Origin of the sequence: Brucella sp. TWI432 (assembly GCF_039674445.1) — a bacterium.
GTDB classification, from domain to species: Bacteria; Pseudomonadota; Alphaproteobacteria; order Rhizobiales; family Rhizobiaceae; genus Brucella; species Brucella chromiisoli.
Genome location: NZ_JBDJNL010000012.1, coordinates 35888 through 59222, shown reverse-complemented (window position 1 = coordinate 59222; position 23335 = coordinate 35888). Strand labels below are relative to the sequence as shown.

Sequence of the window (23335 nt, the reverse complement as noted above, 5' to 3'; positions counted from 1 at the left end):
TATTCATTGAGGCAGATCATTCAACGCTTTTAGGGCTGCCTCAACCTGTGCTCGCGTTTCTTCGCTCAATGGCAGAATTGGCCGCGGCGGCTCGATCTTTGCAAGATCAAGCAGATCGGCAATAACATACATCACACGGAAACTGCCATGGGTTTTGAACAGGCTCCAGAGCGGTTCAAATGCCCTATTGATGCGCTCGGCTTCTTCCTGTTTGCCGCTTTGTGCAGCGCGCACCAAGGCTGCAAACTGCTTTGGCAGAAGGCCCGCTGCCACACTGTAGAAAGCATCAGCGCCTGCAAGCAGCGCATTCTTTGCGCCCCAATCGCCGCTATAACCGATGGCGAAATCATCGGGCGTTACAGCGCGCAGTTTCGCGATTTCTGCCACAGTGTTATCATCGGCAGGCAGGGGCATTTTGATTGCCCTGATATTTTTGAGTTCTGCCAGGCGCGCAATCAGCTCATCCGTAAAAATGAAACGGGTGGTGCCGGGATTGTTGTAGATGCACAAAGGTAGATTGGTCGCTTGTGCAACAGTTTTGAAATGCTGAAAGCCTTCCTCCTGCGTGAGCGGTGTATAAGACACGGGCGCGAGCAACAGCGCATCAGCACCGGCATCTGCCGCATCGCGGGCAAGCGCTTGCGCTTCATCGGTCCGCAATGCGCCAACGCCCACCATGAGCGGTGTCTTACCACCGATGCATTTCACGGCGGTTCTGACTGTATGTCGGCGTTGTTCTCGTGTGAGGAACGCATAGCCACCGGTGCTTCCCAGCAGGCCGATTGAGTCCGCGCCTGCGTCATGGATGCGGGTGAGAAAAGCGCTGAGCATATCCTCTATGAGATTGCCTGCTGTATCGATTGGGGTGAGAGGGAAAGCGGAGAGACCTTTGAAAATCTTCATTGCGATACTCATACTTCAAGCTGGTCTAGCGTGACAAAAGCAGGCGAATACCAGCAAAGGCAAAGACGGCTGACAGAATGCCTTCGATCCATCGGCGAGCGCGCCGGTATAAACACACCATGGGCGCGGTTGAAAAGATGATGGCATAGCCACAGAAGATGGTGATGCTTAGGACAATGCAGCCGCTGAGGAAGGCTGCAACCTGTGGCCATGATGAATTTGGTCCAAGGCCAAGCGTTACCAGCGCGATCCATGACAGGATCGACTTGGGATTGGAAAGATGCATCAGCAGTCCGCGCCGATAAAGCTCTCCATCCGAAAGAAGAGCATCGCCATTTATCGTACGTGCTGCAATCTTCTCGTCTGATGCCATGGCCGCGCGTGCTGCTTTGAAAGCAAGATAAAGCAGATAGAGTCCGCCGAAAATTTTTAGAATAATCAGTGCCTCGGCGTAGCGGGTGAGGATTGCCGAAACTCCGGTCGCGGCCATTACGCCCCAGAATATGGAGCCAGTCACAACCCCTGTGGCGAATATCAGCCCCGCTTTTCGACCCTGATTCATGGCTACGCCCATAATGCGCATATTGCTGGGGCCCGGGCTTCCGGCAGCAATAACATAGGTCGTGTAAACGAGCAGAAGCTGGTAGGCAGCCGGAGAAAGGTTCATGATCGTCACTCAGTTTGAACTGAGGCAATCAATAGCATTCTCCGCATGCAATATCTGTATTGCGATTGTATCGAAATCTCACGAAATTGTCACTGTTTTGGTCAGAAATGGCCAAGCTGCGCCATTCATCGCAAATCTGTCATTCTATTCCGCCTGTGCTTCAAGATTTTCCATATCGTCATCCGAAAGGCCGAAATGATGGCCAATTTCATGGATAAGCACATGGGTAATGATGTCGCCGAGCGTCTCTTCATGCTCGGACCAGTAGTCGAGAATAGCGCGGCGGAAAAGTGTGATGCGGTTTGGGGTGTCGCCCGTTTGCAGGCTGAAGCGTTCACCGATGCCCGCGCCCTCGAACAGTCCTAACAGGTCGAAAGGCGTTTCCAGTCCCATATCTTCGACAATCTGTTCTTCGGGGAAGTCAGATATTTGGATAATAATATCGCCGCACAGCGTCCTGAACTCCTGAGGCAGATGCGCAAGAGCTTCAATCGCGATAGATTCGACTTCATCAAGTGACGGCGACAAACGTGCCGCCCAGTCACCGCTTTGATCTTCTCGGGCCATTTCAGCCAATCGTGTCCTATTCACTCGTTCAGGCCACCATGCTTAGACCAGAGGTAGATAATGATTTGATCATTATGCCCAAGGACGCAATTCAGCGTTTTTCGCCTCGAACGTATCAATGCTTTTAGCCTTTTCCATGGTCAGGCCGATGTCATCAAGACCATTGAGCAGGCAGTGGCGCTTGAAGTCGTCGAGGTCAAAGGAAATCGAACCGCCATCGGGGCCATGGATTTCCTTGGTTTCGAGATCAACAGTCAGCGTTGCATTGGCGCCACGCGATGCGTCGTCCATCAGCTTGTCGAGATCTTCCTGGCTGACCTTGATCGGCAGAATGCCATTCTTGAAGCAATTGTTGTAAAAGATGTCGGCAAACGAGGTTGAGATCACACAGCGGATACCAAAATCGAGCAATGCCCAAGGCGCATGTTCACGCGAAGAGCCACAGCCAAAATTATCGCCTGCGACAAGAATCTGCGCATTGCGATAGCCGGGCTTGTTGAGCACGAAATCCGGATTTTCGGTTCCGTCTTCGTTAAAACGCATTTCGGCAAAAAGCCCCTTGCTCAGACCTGTGCGCTTGATCGTCTTGAGATAATCCTTCGGGATAATCATGTCCGTATCGATATTGACGATCGGCAGGGGGGCTGCAACGCCCGTGAGCTTGGTGAACTTATCCATCTTCCTGACCTGTCGGTTGGGTATTTTAAATTTGCAGTCTGATTTACATCAGCCCAGCACAGAGTCAATCTTTCAGGAGGCGAGTGCCCAATAGGTCGCAACCTTGAAGCAGATTAGCAGCGCTTCCGGCCTGTTTTGAAGAGGCCGGAAGTGGTTATCGTGTTTTGCGCATGAATATGTCTGAAATTAGTATCTAAAATTCAGAATCATGCGCCGGAGTTGGTTTGGGCGAAATTATTGCATATCAAGTGCGATGCCGCCGGCTTCACTGCCAGTCAGCCTGCGTGCTTTTCCATCTGCTCCGACGACAACGGTATAGCGTCTGCGCAGCATGGTGAGGTTTGGCGAAACTGCGACATCAATGGCAGGGTCGAATTGCAGGGTGATCCGCCAGAGATCAGGCTTGATCGTTTCTTCAACAGCGATAATGCGTGCTTTAAAAACGGTTGAGTGAAAGGTGCCTGAAACGCGTTGACTGACACGGTAAGGGGCCGCACCGTCTTCGATATGCGCGGCATCGGTCTTCGCGCCATAGGCTGCCAGCGTGTTCCAGTCACGTGTACCGGACTGGCGAGCAACGAGGTCAAGCGCTTTTCCGTGGCTGATTTGGATGCCCTCTTCCCCCAGAGCCTGCCGCAAACGGCGAGCCTGATGTTTAAAATGCGTCGTATTATGCCCAGCAAGGGTAGCTGTGGTCATGGTTTTGCTCCTGAATGTGAGCAGCGTTTTCGTGAACGGGTACCCGCATTGCCGTTTCTGCCGTCACCGGAACAGGAACGTGAATTCAGAATGCTTTACCATGGCCATGAGGCTGCGAGCGGCGGGTGCATTCCAACCCAAGGGCAGAAAATAGGCATATGTGAGGAGGATTACAAGCCCCTCAATATGGGAATGGGGTGCTTGCACCCTGGCGCTGTTCAGTGCACAAATTGCGCATGAAAACACTTGCTCGCCCACGTCGTTCCGTTTTGTTTGTTCCTGCCTCCAACAGCCGTGCGCTGGAGAAAACGCTGGCGCTTTCAGCCGATTGCGTGATTTACGATCTTGAAGATTCTGTTGCGCCAGAAGCAAAAATCGCTGCCCGCGATGCGTTGATTGCGCATTTTTCCCTTTATCCCAAGGTTCAGTTTGAGCGCATCGTGCGGGTGAATGCTGCGGACACGCAATGGGGAGAGGCGGATATTCTGGCGGGCGCGAAAATCGGCGCGGATGCCGTTCTTCTGCCAAAGGTCGAGCGACCGCAGGATGTGATTGATGCCGCTAATCTGCTGGATGGCAGCGATGCCGCGTTGTCCTTGCGCATCTGGGCAATGATTGAAACGCCACGCGGCATTCTCAATGCGGATGAAATTGCCATGCTTGGCCATCGTTCGGCGGCAAGGCTTGGCTGTTTTGTGGTTGGACCCAATGATATTGCGCTCGCCACGGGCGTTCGTCCGCAAGCCGGACGGCCTTATTTGATCCCATGGCTCATGCAGATTGTTCTCGCGGCGCGCGCAGGCGGTATCGATGTGCTGGATGGCGTTTATAATGATTTTCGCGATAGCGCTGGCTTCGAGGCTGAATGCTTGCAAGCGGCTCTGATGGGCTTTGACGGCAAGACGCTCATTCATCCGTCGCAAATTGGCGCTGCAAACCGTGCTTTTTCGCCATCGGATGACCAGCTTGCCCATGCCCGCGCTGTGATAGAGGTGTTTTCGAAAGCAGAAAATGCGGATAAAGGCGTTGTGTCGCTGGACGGCCAGATGGTCGAGCGCCTGCATCTCGCAATGGCTGAGCGTCTGCTTGCAAAATCAAATTCATCATCATGACAAAGGAAGAAAGACTATGAAGCTTTATCGTTTCATCACTGGCCCGGATGACTCCGCATTTTGTCATCGCGTGACCGCCGCTTTGAACAAGGGCTGGCAGCTTCATGGCTCGCCAACCTATGCGTTCAATGCAGCAACGGGCCTGCTCCATTGCGGCCAGCCGGTTATCAAGGAAGTTGAAGGTGTAGACTATACGCCGGACATCAAGCTCGGCGATTATTGATAAGACAAGAAAAAGGCCGGTTTCCCGGCCTTTATTTTTTCAGTTCAGTCCACGCTTTTCAATCATTGCATCGGGCGTTGGCATCTTGCCGCGGAAGGCTTTGTAAAGCTCTTCCGGATCGCGGCTGCCACCGGCTGAATAGATATATTGCCTGAGTTTTGCAGCCAGTTCCGGGTTAAACGCGTCGCCGGTTTCTTCAAAAGCCGCAAATGCATCGGCATCGAGCACTTCCGACCACATGTAAGAATAGTAACCGGCTGAATAGCCATCACCGGAGAAGACATGGGTGAAATGTGGTGTGCGGTGACGCATGATAATTGCATCTGGCATCGATAGCTTTTTCAGCGCTGCTGTTTCAAATGCCAGTGGATCGGTGATCTTTTCCTTGCCGGTATGGAACGCCATATCGACGAGCGCAGATGCGGTGAATTCAACCGTGTTGAAGCCTGCATTGAACGAGCGCGCGGCAAGCACCTTATCAAGAAGTGCCTTTGGCATGGCTTCTCCCGTGCGATAATGCACGGCGTATTTTTCAAGCACCTGCGGCACGGTCAGCCAATGCTCGTAAAGCTGCGACGGCAATTCAACAAAGTCACGCGAAACGGCGGTGCCGGAAACGGCTGGCCATGTTACATCCGACAAAAGTCCGTGCAGCGCATGGCCAAATTCATGAAAAAGTGTGCGGGCATCATCAAGCGAGAGAAGCGCCGGTTCTCCGGCTTTTGGTTTTGCAAAATTCATGACATTGTAGATGAATGGTTTTTGGCCTGCATCGAGCTTGTGGCTCGATTGCAGCGAACTCATCCACGCGCCGGAACGTTTCGATTTACGGGCAAAATAATCGCCGAGAAACAGGCCGCGTTCGCTGCCGTCCGCATTGAGCACCTGAAACACCCGTACATCTGGATGCCAAGTGGTAATGCCCTTCTTTTCTTCAAAGCGAATACCGAAAAGGCGCGTTGCCACATCAAAGCTGGCTTCGATGATCTTTTCGAGTTGCAGATAGGGTTTCAGTTCAGCCTCATCGAAAGCAAAACGCTCGGCACGCAGCTTCTCGGCATAAAAACGCCAGTCCCATGGCGCGACCTTGTGATTGCCACCATCGGCGGCGATCAGACGTTCCAGTTCAGCTTCTTCTTCGCGCGCCTTGGCTCGCGCCTTATCCCACACGGGTTCCAGCAGGTTCATGACAGCCTCTGGCGTCTTGGCCATGGTGTCATCAAGCTTGTAGGCGGCAAAATTGGCATAACCGAGCAGATGCGCCTTGCGCTCGCGCAGTTCCACCATTTCGCGCACAATCGCGCGATTGTCGTTGTCGCCGCCATTTTCGCCACGCTTGGCCCAGGCATTGAAAGCTTGCTCTCGAAGTTCCCGATTTTCTGAAAAGCTCAAAAATGGTTCGACAATCGAGCGTGAGAGCGTCACCGCCCAAACGTCAGGTCGGCCATGTTCGCCAGCCGCACTTTGCATGGCGTTTTTAAGAAAATCGGGAAGTCCCGCAAGATCGGCTTCGTCGGTGATGAAAAGCGCCCAGCCTGCTTCATCCTTCAGCACATTCTGACCAAAGCGTGCGCCAAGCCCGGCGAGTTTTTCATTGATGCCTGCGAGTTCGCTTTTGCCTGCCTCATCAAGCTTCGCACCAGAGCGCACAAAGCCTTTCCAGGTCTTTTCCAGCACACGCTTTGTCTCCATGTCGAGATCCAGATGATCGCGCTTTTCATACAGTGCGTTGATACGCGCAAAGAGAGCCGGGTCCATCATGATACGCGAGTAATGGCGCGACATTTTCGGCGCGATTTCGCGCTCAAGCGCCTGAATCGTATCATTGGTATGTGCACCCGCGCGCAACCAGAAAACTGACGAAACACGGTCGAGCGCCTTGCCTGAAAGCTGTAAGGCTTTGAGCGTATTCTCAATCGTTGCCTCGGAGGCACTGTTTGCAATGGTTTCCACGTCTGCAAGGTCGTAAGCCAAAGCAGCATCAAAGGCGGGAGCGAAATCGTCATCCTTGAACGCGGTGAAATCCGGCAGGCCGAGAGGTCCATTCCATTCGGTCAGTGCATGATTATAGACGGGCGTGTCGGACATCGCAAAACTCTCACTTAAATGAACTCGATATGAGTAAGACTTAGGATTTGAATGCGTTGAGGACAAGGGCAATTGGCAGTATAAGCAGAATATGAAAAAGCCGTCATGAAAGTCGCGCAGGGGTTGACTTTGATGCCGACCCGGCGCACATGAGCCTCGCAGCCGCATTTTCTTTGGCTGCATTTCAACCGGAGTTTTATTCTCTTATGCCAAGCGACAGTCACAGTCGATTGTTTCAGCCGTCAAGGCAGTTCGTGATCTGATCGCTTGCGGTCGGCTTGCACGATCTGCCTCTGACGGCGGATCGACAGAAAGGCAAGCCTATGACCGACAACAACTTCTTCTCTGAAGTGCTTAATGTTGCCGACCTCCCTGCTGCGGCAATTGCCAGCCGCATCGCCGATATTCGTACAGGCGACGCGGTCGAGATCGTCAATGAACTGGATGCAGATGATGCAATCGCGGTTCTTGCACAGCTATCGCACGATGATGCCATCCGCCTGCTTGACCAGCCGGAACTGGAACGTGCGACCGAAATTCTTGCAAATTTACAGCCCAATATCGCAAGCTCGCTGCTTGATGGCATGTCCGCTGACCGTGCCACGGACGTTTTCCAGGACATGGAAGATGCGGATCGGGCAAGGCTTTTTCCCATTCTCGCGCCTGAGACAAAGGCTGCGTTGAAAAAGCTTATGGGCTATCCGCCGAACACGGCTGGTAGTCTGATGACCATTGAATTCATCACGGTTCCTTCGGACTGGAATGTCGGGCAAACGCTTGATCATATTCGTAAGGTCGAGCGCACACGGGAGACGGTTTATGCAATCTATGTGGTTGAGCCACAGACCCGCGTTCTGCTGGGCGTGGTCAGCCTGCGTCGTCTGATTGTTCGTGAGCTTGATGAGCCGATCCTCTCGCTTGCCCGCGATGATGATCCGATCACCATTTCGCCCCTTGCCAACCGTGAAGATGTTGCGCGGCTTTTCCGCAAGCACGACCTTCTGGCGGTGCCTGTCGTTGATGACAGCCGCCACATCATCGGCATTGTTACTGTCGATGATGTGCTGGATGCCATGACCGAGGATGCCAGCGAAGATGCTTATCGTTTTGGCGGCATGGAGGCACTTGATAAGCCTTATATGCGCATCGGCTTTGGCGAAATGCTTAAAAAACGCGGTGGCTGGCTGGGTATCCTGTTCCTTGGCGAAATGCTGACCGCAAGTGCGATGCAGCATTTTGAGCTGGAGCTGGAAAAAGCACTGGTTCTGACGCTGTTTATTCCGTTGATCATGTCGTCCGGCGGTAATTCCGGTTCGCAGGCAACCTCGCTGATCATTCGCGCGCTGGCTCTACAGGAACTGACGCTTAAGGACTGGTGGCGGGTCGCAATTCGCGAAATACCAACCGGTCTGGCACTTGGTGCATTCCTTGGGTTTATCGGTGTTGTCCGTATTGCTATCTGGCAGAATCTCGGCATCTATGACTATGGAGAGCACTGGATGCTGGTTGCGGTCACGGTGGGGATGGCGCTTGTCTGTATCGTGACCTTCGGCTCGCTGACAGGTTCGATGCTGCCGTTCATTCTGCGCAGACTGGGCTTTGATCCCGCAAGTGCCTCGGCGCCTTTTGTCGCCACACTGGTTGATGTGACGGGTCTCGTGATCTATTTCAGCGTTGCGCTGGTCATTTTGTCGGGTACCTTGTTATAGAAACACCGGCAAAACTGTCACAATCAGCCTGTAAACAAACATCTAAATCCGGTCTTTTCGGGTTAAATGAGGGGCAGTTTCGCGCTGCCCCTTTCTAAAACGTAAAAAAACCTGTAAGAGCGCCCCATTGATTTTCCGTGCATCCATCTTGGCGCGGCTCCCAACTCATACAGAAGTGATCTCTATATGGAATTGCGTAATATCGCTATTATCGCACACGTCGACCATGGCAAAACAACGCTGGTCGACGAACTGCTGAAGCAGTCCGGCTCTTTCCGCGACAATCAGCGCGTTGCAGAACGCATGATGGACTCCAACGATATCGAGCGCGAGCGCGGCATCACCATTCTCGCCAAGGCCACTTCGGTTGTCTGGAAGAACACCCGTATCAACATCGTTGACACGCCCGGCCACGCCGATTTCGGCGGTGAAGTTGAGCGTATTCTTTCGATGGTGGACGGCGCTATCGTTCTCGTTGATGCTGCTGAAGGCCCAATGCCACAGACGAAGTTCGTGGTTGGCAAGGCGCTTAAGGTTGGTCTGAAGCCAATCGTTGCGATCAACAAGATCGATCGCCCGGATGGCCGTCATGAAGAAGTCATCAACGAAGTGTTTGACCTTTTTGCCAACCTCGACGCAACTGACGAGCAGCTCGACTTTCCGGTGCTTTACGGTTCAGGCCGCAATGGCTGGATGGCATTGAACCCAGACGGCCCAAAGGACGAAGGTCTTGCGCCGCTGTTCGATCTGGTTCTCAAGCACGTTCCTGCGCCAAAGGTTGCGGAAGGTCCGTTCCGTATGATCGGCACGATCCTCGAAGCTGATCCGTTCCTTGGCCGCATCATCACCGGTCGCATCCATTCCGGTTCGATCAAGCCGAACCAGAGCGTTAAGGTTCTTGATCAGGAAGGTAAGCTTCTTGAAAACGGCCGTATTTCGAAGATCCTCGCTTTCCGCGGTATCGAACGTCAGCCGATTGAAGAAGCACAGGCAGGCGACATCGTTGCTATTGCCGGTCTTTCCAAGGGCACGGTTGCAGACACGTTCTGCGATCCTTCCGTGACCACACCACTTGAAGCGCAGCCGATTGATCCACCGACTGTAACCATGTCCTTCATCGTCAATGACAGTCCTCTGGCTGGCACGGAAGGTGATAAGGTTACCAGCCGCGTGATCCGCGATCGCCTGATGAAAGAAGCTGAAGGCAGTGTTGCTCTCAAGATTGAAGAATCCGGCGAAAAGGATTCGTTCTTCGTTTCCGGTCGTGGCGAATTGCAGCTTGCTGTTCTGATCGAAAACATGCGCCGTGAAGGTTTTGAGCTTGGCGTTTCGCGTCCACGTGTTGTCATGAAGGACGGCGAAAACGGCGAGAAGCTGGAGCCTGTTGAAGAAGTCGTCATTGACGTTGATGAAGAATATTCGGGCACCGTTGTTCAGAAGATGTCTGAGCGCAAAGCCGAAATGGTCGAACTGCGTCCTTCGGGCGGCAACCGCGTTCGTATGGTGTTCTACGCACCGACCCGTGGTCTGATCGGCTATCAGTCGGAACTTTTGACCGATACACGCGGCACGGCGATCATGAACCGCCTGTTCCACGATTATCAGCCATATAAGGGTGAAATCGCTGGCCGTAACAATGGCGTTCTGATCTCCAACGATCAGGGTGAAGCTGTTGCCTATGCGCTCTTTAACCTTGAAGATCGTGGTCCAATGATCATTGACGCAGGCGTCAAGGTTTATCAGGGTATGCTGATCGGCATCCACTCACGCGATAACGACCTTGAAGTAAACGTGCTGAAGGGCAAGAAGCTCACCAACGTTCGCGCGGCAGGCAAGGATGAAGCTGTGAAGCTGACGCCGCCGATCCGCATGACACTGGAACGCGCTCTGTCATGGATTCAGGACGACGAACTGGTTGAAGTCACGCCAAAGTCGATCCGTCTGCGCAAGCTCTATCTCGATCCAAATGAGCGTAAGCGTTTTGAAAAGAGCAGCAAGTCAAGCGCTGCCTGATCTTTCTGATGCTATAAAAAAACGGCGCCTTCGGGCGCCGTTTTTGTTTGGGGTAACAAGATTTATTCTTTATCGCTCGCCGCGGCGATAGGGCTGCATCAGCGCCTGTGGAACGCGTGCACGGCGCGCCATAACAATCAGCGCCACAATCGACATGATATATGGGATCATCAGGAAGAGCTGATAAGGCACGAGCTTGCCGTAAACGGTTTGTAGACGCAGCTGGAACGCGTCAAAGAGCGCAAACAGCAAGGCGCCTAAAAGTGCGCGCGCAGGCTTCCATGAGGCAAATACGACGAGCGCGATACACACCCAGCCGCGTCCCTGCATCATGGTCGGGAAGAACGAGTTGAACGCGGAGAGCGTGAGAAACGAGCCGCCAACAGCCATCAATGCACTGCCGAACATGATGGTGAAAATACGCACCCGGATCGGGTTGATGCCTTGCGCTTCGGCTGCATGTGGATTTTCACCGGTCATGCGTATGGCAAGGCCCAACGGCGTACGGAAAAGCACATAACCAAGCAGCAGTGCCAGTGGAATGGCGATCCATGTGAGTGCTGTCTGGGTGCCGAGCACCGGTCCAATAAACGGAATATCCGCAAGCCAAGACGGATTGACTGGCTGGAACGGTGTGATTGTCGGTGGTGTGGAAGACAATGGCACCAGCAGACGAAACAGGAAATAGCTCAGACTCGACGCAAACAGCGTGATGCCAAGGCCGACCACATGCTGCGACAGGCCGAGTGGAACGGTCAGCGCTGCGTGCAGCAGGCCAAAAACAGCACCCGATGCGGCAGCAGCCAGCACGCCGACCCAAAGATCTGCCCCGTTGAAGACGGTCAGCCAGCCGATCATTGCGCCAAAGGTCATGATGCCTTCGATGCCGAGATTCAGAACGCCTGCACGTTCGCAATAAAGTGCGCCGAGCGTGCCGAAAATCAGCGGTGTTGCGATGCGCAGAACCGATACCCAGAGGCCAGCGGAAAGCAGGATATCCATCAACTCGTTCATCGGGCGATCCTGTATTGGGTGAAGAAGAGGGCGACCAGCATGGTGAGCAGCGACAGTGCAACCGTCACATCGGCGATGAAGCTCGGAATGCCAATGGCGCGGCTCATGCCGTCTGCGCCAACGAACATGGCTGCTGCAAAAAGGGCCGAAAAAATCGCACCAATGGGGTTCAGATTGGCAAGCATGGCAACGATGATGCCGGAATAGCCAAAGCCCGGCGACAGATCGGTTGTGACATAACCTTTGACACCCATGACCTGTATCGCACCGGCAAGACCCGCAAGACCACCGGAAATGCAGGCGACTTTCACCAGCGTTTTGCCAAGGGGTACACCTGCAAAACGCGCGGCTTTCGGGTTAAGCCCCGCAGCTTTGGTTTCAAGACCAAACACGGTGCGCTTTTGGACATAGGCGATGATCAGCGCAAGCGCGATGGCAATCAGAATGCCGATATGGAGCCGCATGCCCGGCATGATTTTTGGCAGCACGGCTGCATCCGGTACAGGTTCCGACTGCGGCCAGCCGAAAGCCAGCGGGTCTTTCATCGGGCCTTCGATCATCATCGAAACGAATAGAACAGCGACGAAATTGAGCAGCAGCGTGGTCACGACTTCATCAACGCCAAAGCGCAGGCGAAGGCCGAGCGGGATCAGCAGAAAGATCATGCCAGCAATCGCACCCACGATCAGCAACAGCGGAATGAGTAAGGGTGCTGGCAGGGCTAATTGCGTGCCACAGGCAACAACCGCAAGGGCACCCATATAGAACTGGCCTTCAGCGCCGATATTCCAGAGTTTTGAACGGAAGGCAACAGCCGCAGCAAGGCCGGTCAGCATCAAAGGGGCCGCGCGGGTCAATGTTTCGGTGATGGAAAGCTTCGTACCGAATGCGCCGATTGCAATCTGGCGGAAGGATTCAAGTACTGGCGCGCCTGCGGCTGCGATCAGCAGACCAGCCAGCACAAAGGCAGCGAGAACCGCAAGAACCGGAGCCGTTGCCACCAGAGCCATGGGCCTTGTTTCGCGTCGTTCAATACGCATCAGTTGAGCCCCTTCGTAATATTATTCTGCCATTCGCCGGCCATCATCAGGCCCAGTCTTTGCGCATTGGCCTCGGCTGCATCAATGGGTGGAGACAGCTTTCCTTTGACGATAGCCTGCACGCGGTCGGCAAGGCCGATAATTTCGTCAAGGTCTTCCGAGATAAGCAGCACGGCAGCACCTTTGGCCCGCGCTTCCAAAATGCGGGCATGAATGGCAGCGACTGCACCTTCATCAAGGCCGCGCGTTGGCTGGGCAGCAATTAAAATGCGCGGGGCTGTTTCAAGGTTGCGGCCCAGAATGAGTTTCTGCATGTTGCCGCCTGAAAGCAGACGAATGCGGCTGTCGGGCGTGCCGCCACGCACATCGAAATCTTTAATGATGCGGTTGGTAAATTCACGCGCAGCCGTTCGATTGACCAGAATGCCACTGGAAAATTGCGGATCGCGGACGCGCTCAAGTATAGCGTTTTCCCAAAGTGTGAGATCGCCGATTGCGCCTTCCGCATTGCGATCTTCCGGGATACGGCCAACACCCATTCCCACAAACTGACGCGGATCAAACTTCTTAACCGCCTCGCCGAACATAACGAGTGAGCCACTGGCAGGCTGGCTGAGGCCGGAAACAAGACGGCCGAGCGCCGCCTGACCATTGCCGGAAACGCCGATGATGCCGAGGGTTTCGCCAGCGCGCAGATGAAAATCAAGATCGGTCAAGCGCGCCACACCATCTTCCACCACAGTGACATTCTTTGCTTCAAGCAAAGTCTCGCCGGGGGTGGCGGCTGCGCGCGAAGGGCGCGAAACACGGCGGCCAACCATCAGTTCAGCCAGCTCTTCCTTGGAGGTTTCGGACGCTTTGCGTTCTGCGACAAGCTTGCCGCCACGCAAGACCACAACACGGTCAGCGGCAGACATGACTTCATGCAGCTTGTGCGAAATGAAGATGAGTGACAGGCCCTGACGCGCCATTTCTTTCAATGTCGCAAACAGATTTTCGGCTTCCTGTGTGGTCAGAACGGCAGTCGGCTCGTCGAGGATCAGAATATCGGCATCGTTGTAGAGCGCTTTTAGAATTTCCACGCGTTGCTGCTCGCCGACCGATAGATCGCCAAGCCGTGCATCGGGATCGACCTGCAAGCCAAAGCGTTTGGCAATTTCCGAAATCTTCGTTCGCGCTGCACCATGCGCTGATTTTAGTTTCCAGAGGCTTTCGGTGCCCGTGATGATGTTTTCCAGAACCGTGAGATTGGGAGCCAGTGTAAAATGCTGATGCACCATACCAACGCCCGCATCGATTGCGGCGCGTGGCTTACCCTGCGGGATTTCGGTGCCCTTGACGAAAACGCGCCCTTCATCAGGCACGTAATGGCCGAACAGAATGTTCATTAGCGTGGTTTTGCCAGCGCCATTTTCGCCTAAGAAAGCGAGGATTTCGCCGCGCTCAAGCTTTAACGAAATAGCGTCATTGGCGGTCAGCGTGCCAAAGCGTTTGGTTATATTTTGCAGTTCGAGAACTGTGGTGGTCATGCGTTCAACCCCGCAACGCCAAATTTATGCTGAAAGCGACAGTCCTCTTCCATCAACTCGCCCAGGTTTAAGAGAAGATTGTCCGCTCCCATACGAGCAATCAACTGAATTGCAAGCGGCATATCGTTTGCGTCCGTGCCAAAAGGCATGGAAAGCGCCGGAAAGCCAGAAATATTGGCCAAGGCCGCATAAGGCGCGAATGCATTCATCTTATGCCAATGTGCGTCCACATCGTCATGATCCATAGGATATGAGCCGACCGGCTGCGGACCACGCGCCAGCATCGGCGTTATTAACACATCAATGTCATGGAAAATCTGCCAGAGTTGATAGGCGGTCATAACGCCGCCATTCATGGCGTCGTAGAGTTCGACTGCGCTCATTCTGCGTCCGCGCAATGCCACGGCTTGCGTCAGTCTTTCAAGCTTATCTTCGTCAATTGAGAATGCATCAATCGCCGATGCCAGATTGGCCGAGATGATCCGGTCAAAAGCTGTGGCACTCGTGTCAACGAGCGGGGAAAGAGCATCCGCATTGATCGCCCGAATTATGTGGCCCTGCGCTTCTAAAAAACGGGCTGCATCTTCAACCACTTGTTGACGCTCTTCCGTTACCGGATATTTGGTCAAATCTCCCGAAACAATACCGATGCGCAATTTTGAGAGGTTCGTGTCCGGTACGAATGCCAAATCAGGCAGGAAGCTTTCGGCGTTGCCAGCAACGAGCGGGAATAAAGTCTTTGCATCGCGAATTGAACGGCAAAGCGCAAATTCGCTTGCGATGCCTGCGAGATAATTGCCGAAATGCGGACCGGCTGGCATAGCGCCACGGCTTGGCTTGAGGCCGATCAGCCCACAAGTTGCCGCTGGAACGCGGATCGAACCACCAGCATCGGTTGCGTGCGCTATTGAAACAATACCGGCTGCCACGGCTGCGGCTGCACCGCCCGATGATCCGGCAGGCGAGAGTGTGTCGTCGAAAGGATGGCGAGCGAGAGGGCCGTCTATTGGCTCGCTTGCAAGGGCCATGCCGAATTCTGGAACGGTTGTCGTGCCGAAGAAGCTAAGGCCCGCTTTGCGCAAACGCGCAGCGAGTTCTGAATCAAGGTCTCGCGGTGCGTTCGCACAGGCGCGCGAACCAAGGCGGATCGGCAGGCCAGCGCATGGACCACCAAGATCCTTGAACAGGGACGGTACCCCGGCGAATGGCGCTTTGTGATCAAAAGCGCTCGCATTTTTGCGCCCCAATTCTTCATCGAGATATGCAATGGCGCCCAGAGGGCGCCATTTTTCTGCGGCTTCAATCGCGGCATCCATGGCCTCTCGTGCGGTCAAAACGCCTTTCGCAATCGCGAGTGCGAGCGCTGTTGCATCCTGTTGCTTCATATCGAGTGCCACGTTGCTGTCCTGAAATTTCTTACTTAGGCTCTGCCGGATTTGGCTCGACCTTGAAAGTGCCAGCCTTGATCTCGGCGCGACGGGCTTCCATTTTGGCTTCGACGTCTGCCGGGGCAACACCCTTGACGTAAACGATGTCGTTACCGCCTTCCTTCATCAGGCTGAATGGCGTGTAATCCTTGCCGGTTGGATTTCCAGCCTTGACGTCTGCAACGGCTGCATCAAGGATCGGGCGGAAGTTCCACATCGCATTGGCAAAGACGGTATCCGGGTAGCGTGGCGTGTAATCGATCAGCGAACCAATTGCTTTGATGCCGCGTTCTTTGGCAGCATCTGCCGTACCGATACGCTCGCCAAACAGGATGTCAGCGCCAGCGTCGATCTGGGCGAGACCAGCTTCGCGTGCCTTTGGCGGATCGAAGAATGTGCCGATGAACGAAGCGTTGAACTTCGCATCCGGGCGGGTTTCTTTCACGCCGTCCTGAAATGCATTGATAAGCATGTTGACTTCAGGAATTGGGATAGCACCGACCGAGCCGAAAGTGCCGGTCTTGCTCATGCCACCCGCAAGCATTCCTGCGAGATAGGCCGCTTCAAAATTCCATGTGCCGAACACGCCGAAATTGTCGCCCTGTTCCTTGCCGGACGAGCCCATGATAAAAGTGGTCTGTGGGTAATCGGCAGCAACCTGACGCGCTTCACGCTCGACAGCATAGGATTCGCCGACGATCAGTTTGATGCCCTGTTCTGCATATTCACGCATGGCGCGCGGATAGTCGCTGGCCGAAACGCCTTCCGAAAAGACATATTCGATAACGCCGTCGTCATTGGCCTGCTTGAGCGCTTCATGAAGGCGCGAGTTCCATGCGTTTTCAACAGGTGATGCATGAATGCCTGCGACTTTTAACTTTTCTTCTGCCGCGAAAACGCTGGTGGAGAGTGCTGTTACACTGAGAGCCGCAGACATTGCGAGAACGCTGCGGCGTGTGAGTTTGGACGGTGTGGTCATGGAAACCCCTCTTGGGTGATGTGTAGACGTGCAATTATGCGCGACTGATCGCTCCGCCTCTTTTTGCGAGGCTTATGAGCAACGTCACGTATTTCAGACGAATCTGCCGTTAATTCAAGCGCTTTTATCAGACGGTTGAAAAAGAGGCACTGCTTTTTCGTCGTATTTTTGTGGGAATATTATTCCTGTGGCGCATAATCGGCGCCATCAACCGAAGACGGACGGCCTTCAAGGTTGAGTGCGCTGATGCGTTGTGGTGTTTCGGCGATGATTTTTCCGCGTTTGACGACTGTCAGGCGGTTGGCTTTCAGGCGAAGTGCTTCCAGCGCGTCGCGTGCCTGAAGCACCACGAAATCTGCATTGCAGCCTTTTTCAAGGCCGTAACCTTCAAGGCCCAGCGCTTTAGCCGAATTGACGGTGAGCGCGTTGAAGACCTGTTTCTTGCCTTCAATCGATGTCATCTGCGCAACGTGAACAGCCATATGGCCGACTTCCAGCATGTCACCCGAACCCATAGAATACCATGGGTCCATCACGCAATCATGGCCAAAGGCTACGTTAATGCCAGCCGCCATCAGTTCCGGCACGCGGGTCATGCCGCGACGCTTCGGATAGGTATCTGCACGGCCCTGCAATGTGATGTTGATGAGCGGGTTTGGAATGGCGTTCATCTGCGCTTCCGCAATCAGCGGAATGAGCTTGGAAACGTAATAATTGTCCATGGAGTGCATGGAGGTGAGGTGCGAGCCGGAGACGCGGCCCTGAAGGCCAAACCGCATTGTCTGTGCGGCCAGTGTTTCGACATGGCGCGACATTGGATCATCGGTTTCGTCGCAATGAATATCAACCGGCAGGCCGCGTTCTGCGGCAATGCGGCAGAGTTCTTCTAGCGATGCTGCACCGTCTGCCATGGTGCGTTCGAAATGTGGAATACCGCCGACAACATCAAGGCCCATATCGAGCGAACGATTGACGAGATCGACAGCACCGGGCGAACGATAGTACCCGTCCTGCGGGAACGCCACGAGTTGAAGGTCGATATAAGGTTTTACCTTTTCGCGCACTTCGATCATCGCCTCTGCCGTGAGCAGACGCGGATCGCTGACATCGACATGACTGCGAATGGCAAGCAGGCCCTGACTGACAGCGAGATCGCAATAGCGAAGCGCGCGCTCAACCATGGCGTCAACGGTCAGCATGGGCTTGAGTTCACCCCAAAGCGCGATGCCTTCGAGCAATGTGCCGGAGCGGTTTAAGCGCGGCAAGCCGAGCGACAGAGTTGCATCCATATGGAAATGCGGATCAACGAAAGGCGGTGTGACCAGCCGGTTTGAAGCGTCGATTTCCTTGGCTGCCTGATGATCGCCCGTGGATGGCACAATATCGGCAATCTTGCCGCCTTTGACCAGAATGTCCTGCTTTTCACGTCCGTCGGGGAGATTGGCGTTTCTTACAATCAGATCGAACATGGGCGGCCTCTTGGTCATTATAAAAATATGAGCGCTATAAACTGCTGCTCATTTGCGTTTTGACTTATACCCAACTTTGCACGCACGCAATGCTGACGGAGCCATAAGGGGTCGTCATCCGCAACGTAAAATGCTAGTCCGCAAAAATACTGTTAGCAGGATAGCCATGTTCACCATCAGCCGCATTGAAACCATGACACAGGAGATCAAGAAGAGCCGTTTTCTGGCTATTGCCGCTCCTGTGGCGAACGAACAGGCGGCAAAGGATTTCCTGACTGAATATTCCGATCTGTCTGCGACGCATAATTGCTGGGCATGGCGCATGGGACAGAATTATCGCTTCAGCGATGATGGTGAGCCGAGTGGCACAGCAGGCAAGCCTATTTTGCAAGCGATAGACGGTCAGCAGCTTGATAATATTGTGGTGGTTGTCACACGCTGGTTTGGCGGTATTCTGCTGGGCAGTGGCGGGTTAATGCGCGCTTATGGTGGCACGGCGGCCATGTGTCTTCGGCAGGCTGTGAAGACCGAAGTCATCCCCGTAATTGGTTTTGCGCTGGCGTGTGTTTTTTCTGATCATGCGCTTATAAAAGCGCGCCTGACGGCTGTTGAGAATGTGACGATTGCGAACGAGAACTTCACCGCAACCGGCGTCGAAATAACGGGTGCGATGCCGCTTGCCGCACAAGATGATCTGGCGCGTCTGGTGAGCGACATCACTCGCGGTAAAACCGTGATAAAGTTTGACGACTGATCAGGAAAGCTGCGATTTCCGCAGCGCTTCTGCTGAATAATGTTTACGCTTGTCTTCATACATCAAAAGATCAGCGCGCTTCGCAACCGTTTCCAGTTTTTCGCCCGGCATACTGGTGGCGGCACCCATCGAAAGCTCGATTTTAAGCTGCGAATAATACTGGTTGTTGATATCGACCAGCCGGCGAATATCTTCCATCACCGCGTCCGCGCCGCGTTCATCAACATATGGCAGCACAACCGCAAATTCATCGCCACCGATACGGGCAGCATGGCCGGGAAGTTTTACGGCTTCGTTGAGCACTTCACCGATACGGCGCAGCAAACCATCGCCGCTGGCGTGCCCCAGCTGGTCATTGGCTGCCTTGAGGCCGTTGAGGTCAATGATGATGATTGAGACTGGGGGCTGTCCCTTGCGCTCAAGACGATTGAGTTCATCGACATAGAAAGCGCGGTTGTGCAGCTTGGTCAGCACATCATGTTTGCCAAGATATTCGAGATAGGCTTCTGCCTTTTTGCGCGCGGTAATATCAGCCAAGGCGACTTGAACCAGCGACCAGTCTTTTTCGTGTCCGGGGAGCACTGAAAACTGCAAGAGTAAATGCCGCTCGCTTCCATCAAGTGCATAGTTGACGACCTCGCGGCGCTGAAACAGAACGCCATTCCAAAGGTCGATGAGTTGCTCGCGGAAATTCGTTTCCATATCGCCTTTGAAAACATTTTGCAGGTTCTGCAACAAGGTAGCTTTGTCGGGCGCCAGAAACAGTTCGAGTGTTTCGCGATTGATATCAAGGACGCGGATTTCGCTCATGCACTGACGCACAAATTCAGGATGCACATCCGTAAAAATGCGAAAATCGACAATGCCGCGCTCGCGAATATCGTCCATCATCTGTTTGATACGGCTGAAATCTTCAACCCAGAGCGAAACAGGGGAATGCTCAAACAGGCCTTCCGCATGCTGCTTATGCTTATTTTGCTCGCGCCGCGCTTCTTCGCGTGCTGTCACGTCTTCGATAGACAACAGAACACGCTCCCAGCTTTCTTCATGGCCGGGGAGAACCACGCCCTTAAGCTGAATATCGAGACGCTTGCCACCGAGAGAATAGTTTATGGTATCGCTCATAAAGGCGTTGTCACCATTCCAGAGCTGAACCATTTCTTCGATATGCGGATCAACCATATCGTCGCGGAACACACGCTCCAGATTTTCCTTTAGATGGTGGATGTCGCGTGCTTCATAAAGCGATAACGTTTTGCGATTGACCTTGAGCACACGGATCTGGCTTGTGCAGATGCGCAAGCGGCTGAGATCTTCTTTGAGGAAGGCTCTTAAATCTGTCACGCCGAGCTTGCGCCATTGCTCAAATTGCTTCCGCAGGCCGCTATAGTCTTCAAGCCACAGGGAAATTGGCGCGAGTTCAAAGACATTGGCACCGTCATTTAAGGCAGATTCAATATTCATCGTTCGGTTCTAAACCTGAGGCGTTGTTGCATTATTCGCAGACCAGATTGGCAGATAATGATTGCCTTATATTATGCGGTTAAAAGATAAACCAGCACTTATCTATAGAAGCGTGTTATTAACCTAATTTTGTAGCGATTGATTAAAGTCCAATCTGGTAGAGACCGTTCGTCAATAACAATTTTCGATTGAGTCTCGTCTGAAGCCTTTGAAAGCGGTATGGATGCGATGATTTCAGGGGGCAAAATATGGATAAACCGCTAAAAAGCCGGGATGTCCCGCTAGCGGTAGATCTGGATGGCACACTCGTTGCGACAGATTTGCTATGGGAGAGTGTCTTTGTTCTTCTTAAGAAAAACCCGCTTTTTGTATTTCTGCTGCCAGTCTGGCTGTTGTCAGGCAAGGCCAATCTCAAGCAGCAGATAGCCAGTCGTATTTCTATTGACGCAGCGCTTTTGCCTTACCGGCAGGATTTTCTCGCATATCTGCGTCATGAACATTCGCTGGGTCGCAGGCTGGTGTTGGCAACTGCCGCAGCGCAACCGCTCGCGAAGGTTGTGGCGACTGAGCTTGGGATTTTTGAAAGTGTTTACGCGACAAGTGGGAAAACAAATCTGTCCTCACACCGTAAGGCACAGCTTCTAAGTGAAAAATTTGGCCAGAACGGTTTTGATTATGCCGGTAATGATCGCGCTGATATTGCCGTCTTTGCGGCTGCGCGCAAGGTGATTGTCGTTGCGCCCGACCGTGCTGCCGCACGCTTTCACAAACAAAATGGCGGCCGCCTTTTCAAGGCCGATAAGACAGGCATAAAGCCCTATCTTAAAATGCTGCGTGTTCACCAATGGCTCAAGAATCTGTTGGTTTTTGTGCCCGCCTTCCTCAGCCATACCATATTCTATCCAGAGATAATGCTGTCCTCTGTACTCGCTTTCGTTGCGTTCTCAGCGGCAGCCTCTGCGATCTATATTCTCAATGATATTGTAGACCTGCCGCTTGACCGCCAGCATACCAGAAAGCGCTCACGTCCTTTCGCCAGTGGAGCGCTCAGTATTCCATTCGGGCTGAAAGTTTCATTGTTGCTGTTAATGATCACGGCCGGACTGTGCTTGTTTCTGCCATTGCCTTTCAGCTTGGTTATCGGTCTTTATCTGCTTGCCACAACAGCCTATTCGGTGGCGCTCAAACGCATGTTGCTGATAGACGTGATCTGTTTGGGGGGGCTTTATACGTTGCGTCTTCTTGGCGGTGCAACGATTACAGAAATTCCTCCGTCATTCTGGCTGATGGCATTCGCTATGTTCTTCTTCTTGTCGCTCGCGCTGGTCAAACGCTATGTCGAGCTGCAGAATTCCACGGTAACCGAAAAAGATCGTATCGCTGGTCGCGGCTATCGCCCGGAAGATTTGGATATTGTCGGCCAAAGCGGGGTTGCTTCTGGTTTTACCGCAGCAGTGGTTTTAGCACTTTATGTCAACAGTGCCGCCGTTCAGCAGCTTTACAACTATCCGTGGCTGATCTGGCCGCTGGTCCCAATCGTGCTTTATATCATCATTCGTGTTTGGATATTGGCGCACCGCAAGGAAATGGATGACGATCCGGTCGTCTTTCTTGCCAATGACTGGCGTAGTCAGCTGGTGATCGCGATTGGCGCGGGCCTGCTGTTTGTGGCCGGGATGCGCTGATGGACCAGTCTTTCGACAGCTTTGGACGCATTCATCGTCATAGGCGAAGCGCAATTGCATTCGACGATGTGTTTTCCAGGCTGGAAGGCCCGCAAAGTCTGCTCGCATTCGGCAATGGACGGTCTTATGGCGACAGCTGCCATAATGACACAGGGCTGCTTGTGCCGATGCGCACGCGTGCGCGGATTGTAAGCTTTGATCCGCATACCGGTGTTCTTGAAGCGGAATCCGGTGTTTTGTTGAGTGAGATTATCGCCGCTGTTGCCAAGCATGGTTATTTTCTACCCGTGACGCCCGGCACGCGCTTTGTAACGCTTGGCGGGGCAATCGCCAATGATGTGCATGGGAAAAACCATCATCTGCGCGGAACATTCGGGAGCCATGTTGAGAGCTTTGAATTGTTGCGTTCTGACGGTGTGCATTACATCTGCTCAAGCGCAGAAAATGCAGAGCTTTTTTCAGCAACGATTGGCGGCATGGGCCTGACAGGGTTGATCCTCAATGCCCGCATCCGGTTGATGCCGGTTGGTTCGCTGGATGTAGAAGAGCGCCTGACACCTTTTAAAAGCCTGCCCGAATATTTCGCGATGGCCGAAGAATCCGACCAGCAAAATGAATATGCGGTTGCCTGGGTGGATCAACTGGCAAGCGGCCGTTCAGAAGGGCGCGGGATTCTGATTACCGGAAATCATGCAGTCAATGGCAAGCGCGTGGTCAATCATAGAGCAGCGCGGCTTGGCGTTCCGTTCGAGATGCCATTTTCGATGCTCAACAAACTGAGTCTCACTGCGTTCAACACACTCTATTTTCATGCAAAACGCCGCAGGCAGGCGCCACATCTTACAGGGTTCGAGGGGTTCTTTTATCCGCTTGATAGCCTGCGCAACTGGAACCGGCTTTACGGTCCGGCAGGACTTTATCAGCATCAAAGTGTGATCCCTCTTCAAGAGGCGGAGCGCGCCATTCCTGCAATGCTTCATGCAAGCAGGGCAGCAGGGCAGGCATCATTTCTTACGGTATTGAAGCGGTTTGGCGATGCGCATTCTCCGGGGCTGATGTCATTTCCAAAGCCGGGTTATACCCTGACAATGGACTTTCCAAATCGTGGGCAAAAGACGCTTGAATTGCTCACCCTTCTTGACCGTATGACGATAGAAGCCGGTGGTCGTGTCAATCCATACAAAGATCAGCGCATGAGTGCGGAGACATTCAAGGCAGGCTTTCCAGAGTGGCAGCAGCTTGAAGAGATGCGTGACGCGCGGTTCTGCTCTGATTTCTGGCGGCGTACCGCATTGAAAAATTAAACCACGGGACA

The 23335-nt window shown here is 53.5% G+C and carries 20 protein-coding genes; 7 read left to right on the top strand and 13 right to left on the bottom strand.

Translation table 11 applies throughout. The features are described 5' to 3' along the window. Positions 1-3: 3 nt before the first annotated feature. The 5 genes from ABE527_RS15670 to ABE527_RS15650 all read right to left on the bottom strand — a co-directional run bounded on the left by ABE527_RS15670 (position 4) and on the right by ABE527_RS15650 (position 3514). Positions 4-903 carry a dihydrodipicolinate synthase family protein gene (locus tag ABE527_RS15670; RefSeq protein WP_499697478.1) on the bottom strand — a complete coding sequence of 300 codons (900 nt, stop codon included), beginning with the start codon at positions 901-903 and terminating at the stop codon, positions 4-6. 25 nt (positions 904-928) lie between these two features. Continuing rightward, on the bottom strand, positions 929-1570 hold the full coding sequence (locus ABE527_RS15665) for a LysE family translocator (RefSeq protein ID WP_499697477.1): 642 nt from the start codon (positions 1568-1570) through the stop codon (positions 929-931). Positions 1571-1714: 144 nt separating this feature from the next. Next, complete coding sequence (locus ABE527_RS15660; RefSeq protein ID WP_265985121.1) at positions 1715-2137, bottom strand: metallopeptidase family protein; 423 nt, start codon at positions 2135-2137, stop codon at positions 1715-1717. A gap of 72 nt (positions 2138-2209) precedes the next feature. Beyond that, on the bottom strand, positions 2210-2815 hold the full coding sequence (leuD, locus tag ABE527_RS15655; RefSeq protein WP_265985122.1) for a 3-isopropylmalate dehydratase small subunit: 606 nt from the start codon (positions 2813-2815) through the stop codon (positions 2210-2212). A gap of 234 nt (positions 2816-3049) precedes the next feature. Beyond that, entirely contained in the window at positions 3050-3514 is a 465-nt protein-coding gene (locus tag ABE527_RS15650) for a glyoxalase superfamily protein (RefSeq protein WP_265985123.1), read from the bottom strand. 236 nt (positions 3515-3750) lie between these two features. On the opposite strand from ABE527_RS15650, the gene ABE527_RS15645 reads away from it, so the two are divergent. Next, a complete protein-coding gene (locus ABE527_RS15645; RefSeq protein ID WP_499697476.1) occupies positions 3751-4626 on the top strand; it encodes an HpcH/HpaI aldolase/citrate lyase family protein in 876 nt (291 codons plus the stop codon). Between the two features lie 16 nt (positions 4627-4642). Further along, positions 4643-4849, top strand: coding sequence for a DUF1737 domain-containing protein (locus ABE527_RS15640; protein WP_265985125.1), 207 nt, complete (start codon positions 4643-4645; stop codon positions 4847-4849). A 39-nt stretch (positions 4850-4888) separates the two neighbouring features. On the opposite strand, the gene ABE527_RS15635 is transcribed toward ABE527_RS15640, so the two are convergent. After that, on the bottom strand, positions 4889-6937 hold the full coding sequence (locus ABE527_RS15635; protein ID WP_499697475.1) for a M3 family metallopeptidase: 2049 nt from the start codon (positions 6935-6937) through the stop codon (positions 4889-4891). 323 nt (positions 6938-7260) lie between these two features. On the opposite strand from ABE527_RS15635, the gene mgtE reads away from it, so the two are divergent. Continuing rightward, on the top strand, positions 7261-8646 hold the full coding sequence (gene mgtE / locus ABE527_RS15630) for a magnesium transporter (RefSeq protein ID WP_265985128.1): 1386 nt from the start codon (positions 7261-7263) through the stop codon (positions 8644-8646). 186 nt (positions 8647-8832) lie between these two features. Then, entirely contained in the window at positions 8833-10659 is a 1827-nt protein-coding gene (gene typA / locus ABE527_RS15625) for a translational GTPase TypA (protein WP_396996840.1), read from the top strand. 69 nt (positions 10660-10728) lie between these two features. On the opposite strand, the gene ABE527_RS15620 is transcribed toward typA, so the two are convergent. From ABE527_RS15620 to ABE527_RS15595, 6 genes are all read right to left on the bottom strand, one after another. After that, positions 10729-11673, bottom strand: coding sequence for an ABC transporter permease (locus ABE527_RS15620; protein ID WP_265985130.1), 945 nt, complete (start codon positions 11671-11673; stop codon positions 10729-10731). Continuing rightward, positions 11670-12713, bottom strand: coding sequence for an ABC transporter permease (locus ABE527_RS15615; RefSeq protein ID WP_499694828.1), 1044 nt, complete (start codon positions 12711-12713; stop codon positions 11670-11672). The genes ABE527_RS15620 and ABE527_RS15615 overlap by 4 nt, the downstream gene beginning before the upstream one ends. Beyond that, complete coding sequence (locus ABE527_RS15610) at positions 12713-14242, bottom strand: ABC transporter ATP-binding protein (RefSeq protein WP_499697474.1); 1530 nt, start codon at positions 14240-14242, stop codon at positions 12713-12715. The genes ABE527_RS15615 and ABE527_RS15610 overlap by 1 nt, the downstream gene beginning before the upstream one ends. Then, a complete protein-coding gene (locus ABE527_RS15605; RefSeq protein ID WP_499697515.1) occupies positions 14239-15627 on the bottom strand; it encodes an amidase in 1389 nt (462 codons plus the stop codon). The genes ABE527_RS15610 and ABE527_RS15605 overlap by 4 nt, the downstream gene beginning before the upstream one ends. 31 nt (positions 15628-15658) lie before the next feature. Further along, positions 15659-16648, bottom strand: coding sequence for a BMP family protein (locus ABE527_RS15600; RefSeq protein ID WP_265985134.1), 990 nt, complete (start codon positions 16646-16648; stop codon positions 15659-15661). A gap of 179 nt (positions 16649-16827) precedes the next feature. Beyond that, positions 16828-18117: an amidohydrolase family protein gene (locus ABE527_RS15595; RefSeq protein WP_499697473.1), complete on the bottom strand. Its 1290-nt coding sequence runs from the start codon at positions 18115-18117 to the stop codon at positions 16828-16830. Positions 18118-18283: 166 nt separating this feature from the next. Here ABE527_RS15595 and ABE527_RS15590 point away from each other — a divergent pair, with 166 nt between their 5' ends. Beyond that, positions 18284-18871 (top strand): IMPACT family protein, encoded by a 588-nt coding sequence (locus tag ABE527_RS15590; RefSeq protein ID WP_499697472.1) that lies wholly within the window; start codon positions 18284-18286, stop codon positions 18869-18871. Here ABE527_RS15590 and ABE527_RS15585 read toward each other — a convergent pair whose 3' ends face one another. Beyond that, entirely contained in the window at positions 18872-20335 is a 1464-nt protein-coding gene (locus tag ABE527_RS15585) for a sensor domain-containing diguanylate cyclase (protein ID WP_499694824.1), read from the bottom strand. A gap of 248 nt (positions 20336-20583) precedes the next feature. On the opposite strand from ABE527_RS15585, the gene ABE527_RS15580 reads away from it, so the two are divergent. Both ABE527_RS15580 and ABE527_RS15575 read left to right on the top strand, forming a co-directional pair. Next, positions 20584-22020 carry a UbiA family prenyltransferase gene (locus tag ABE527_RS15580; RefSeq protein ID WP_499697470.1) on the top strand — a complete coding sequence of 479 codons (1437 nt, stop codon included), beginning with the start codon at positions 20584-20586 and terminating at the stop codon, positions 22018-22020. Next, the gene (locus tag ABE527_RS15575; protein ID WP_499697469.1) at positions 22020-23324 is read left to right on the top strand and encodes an FAD-binding oxidoreductase; all 1305 of its coding nucleotides are present in this window, start codon (positions 22020-22022) and stop codon (positions 23322-23324) included. Before ABE527_RS15580 ends, ABE527_RS15575 begins: the two co-directional genes overlap by 1 nt. Positions 23325-23335: the final 11 nt, after the last annotated feature.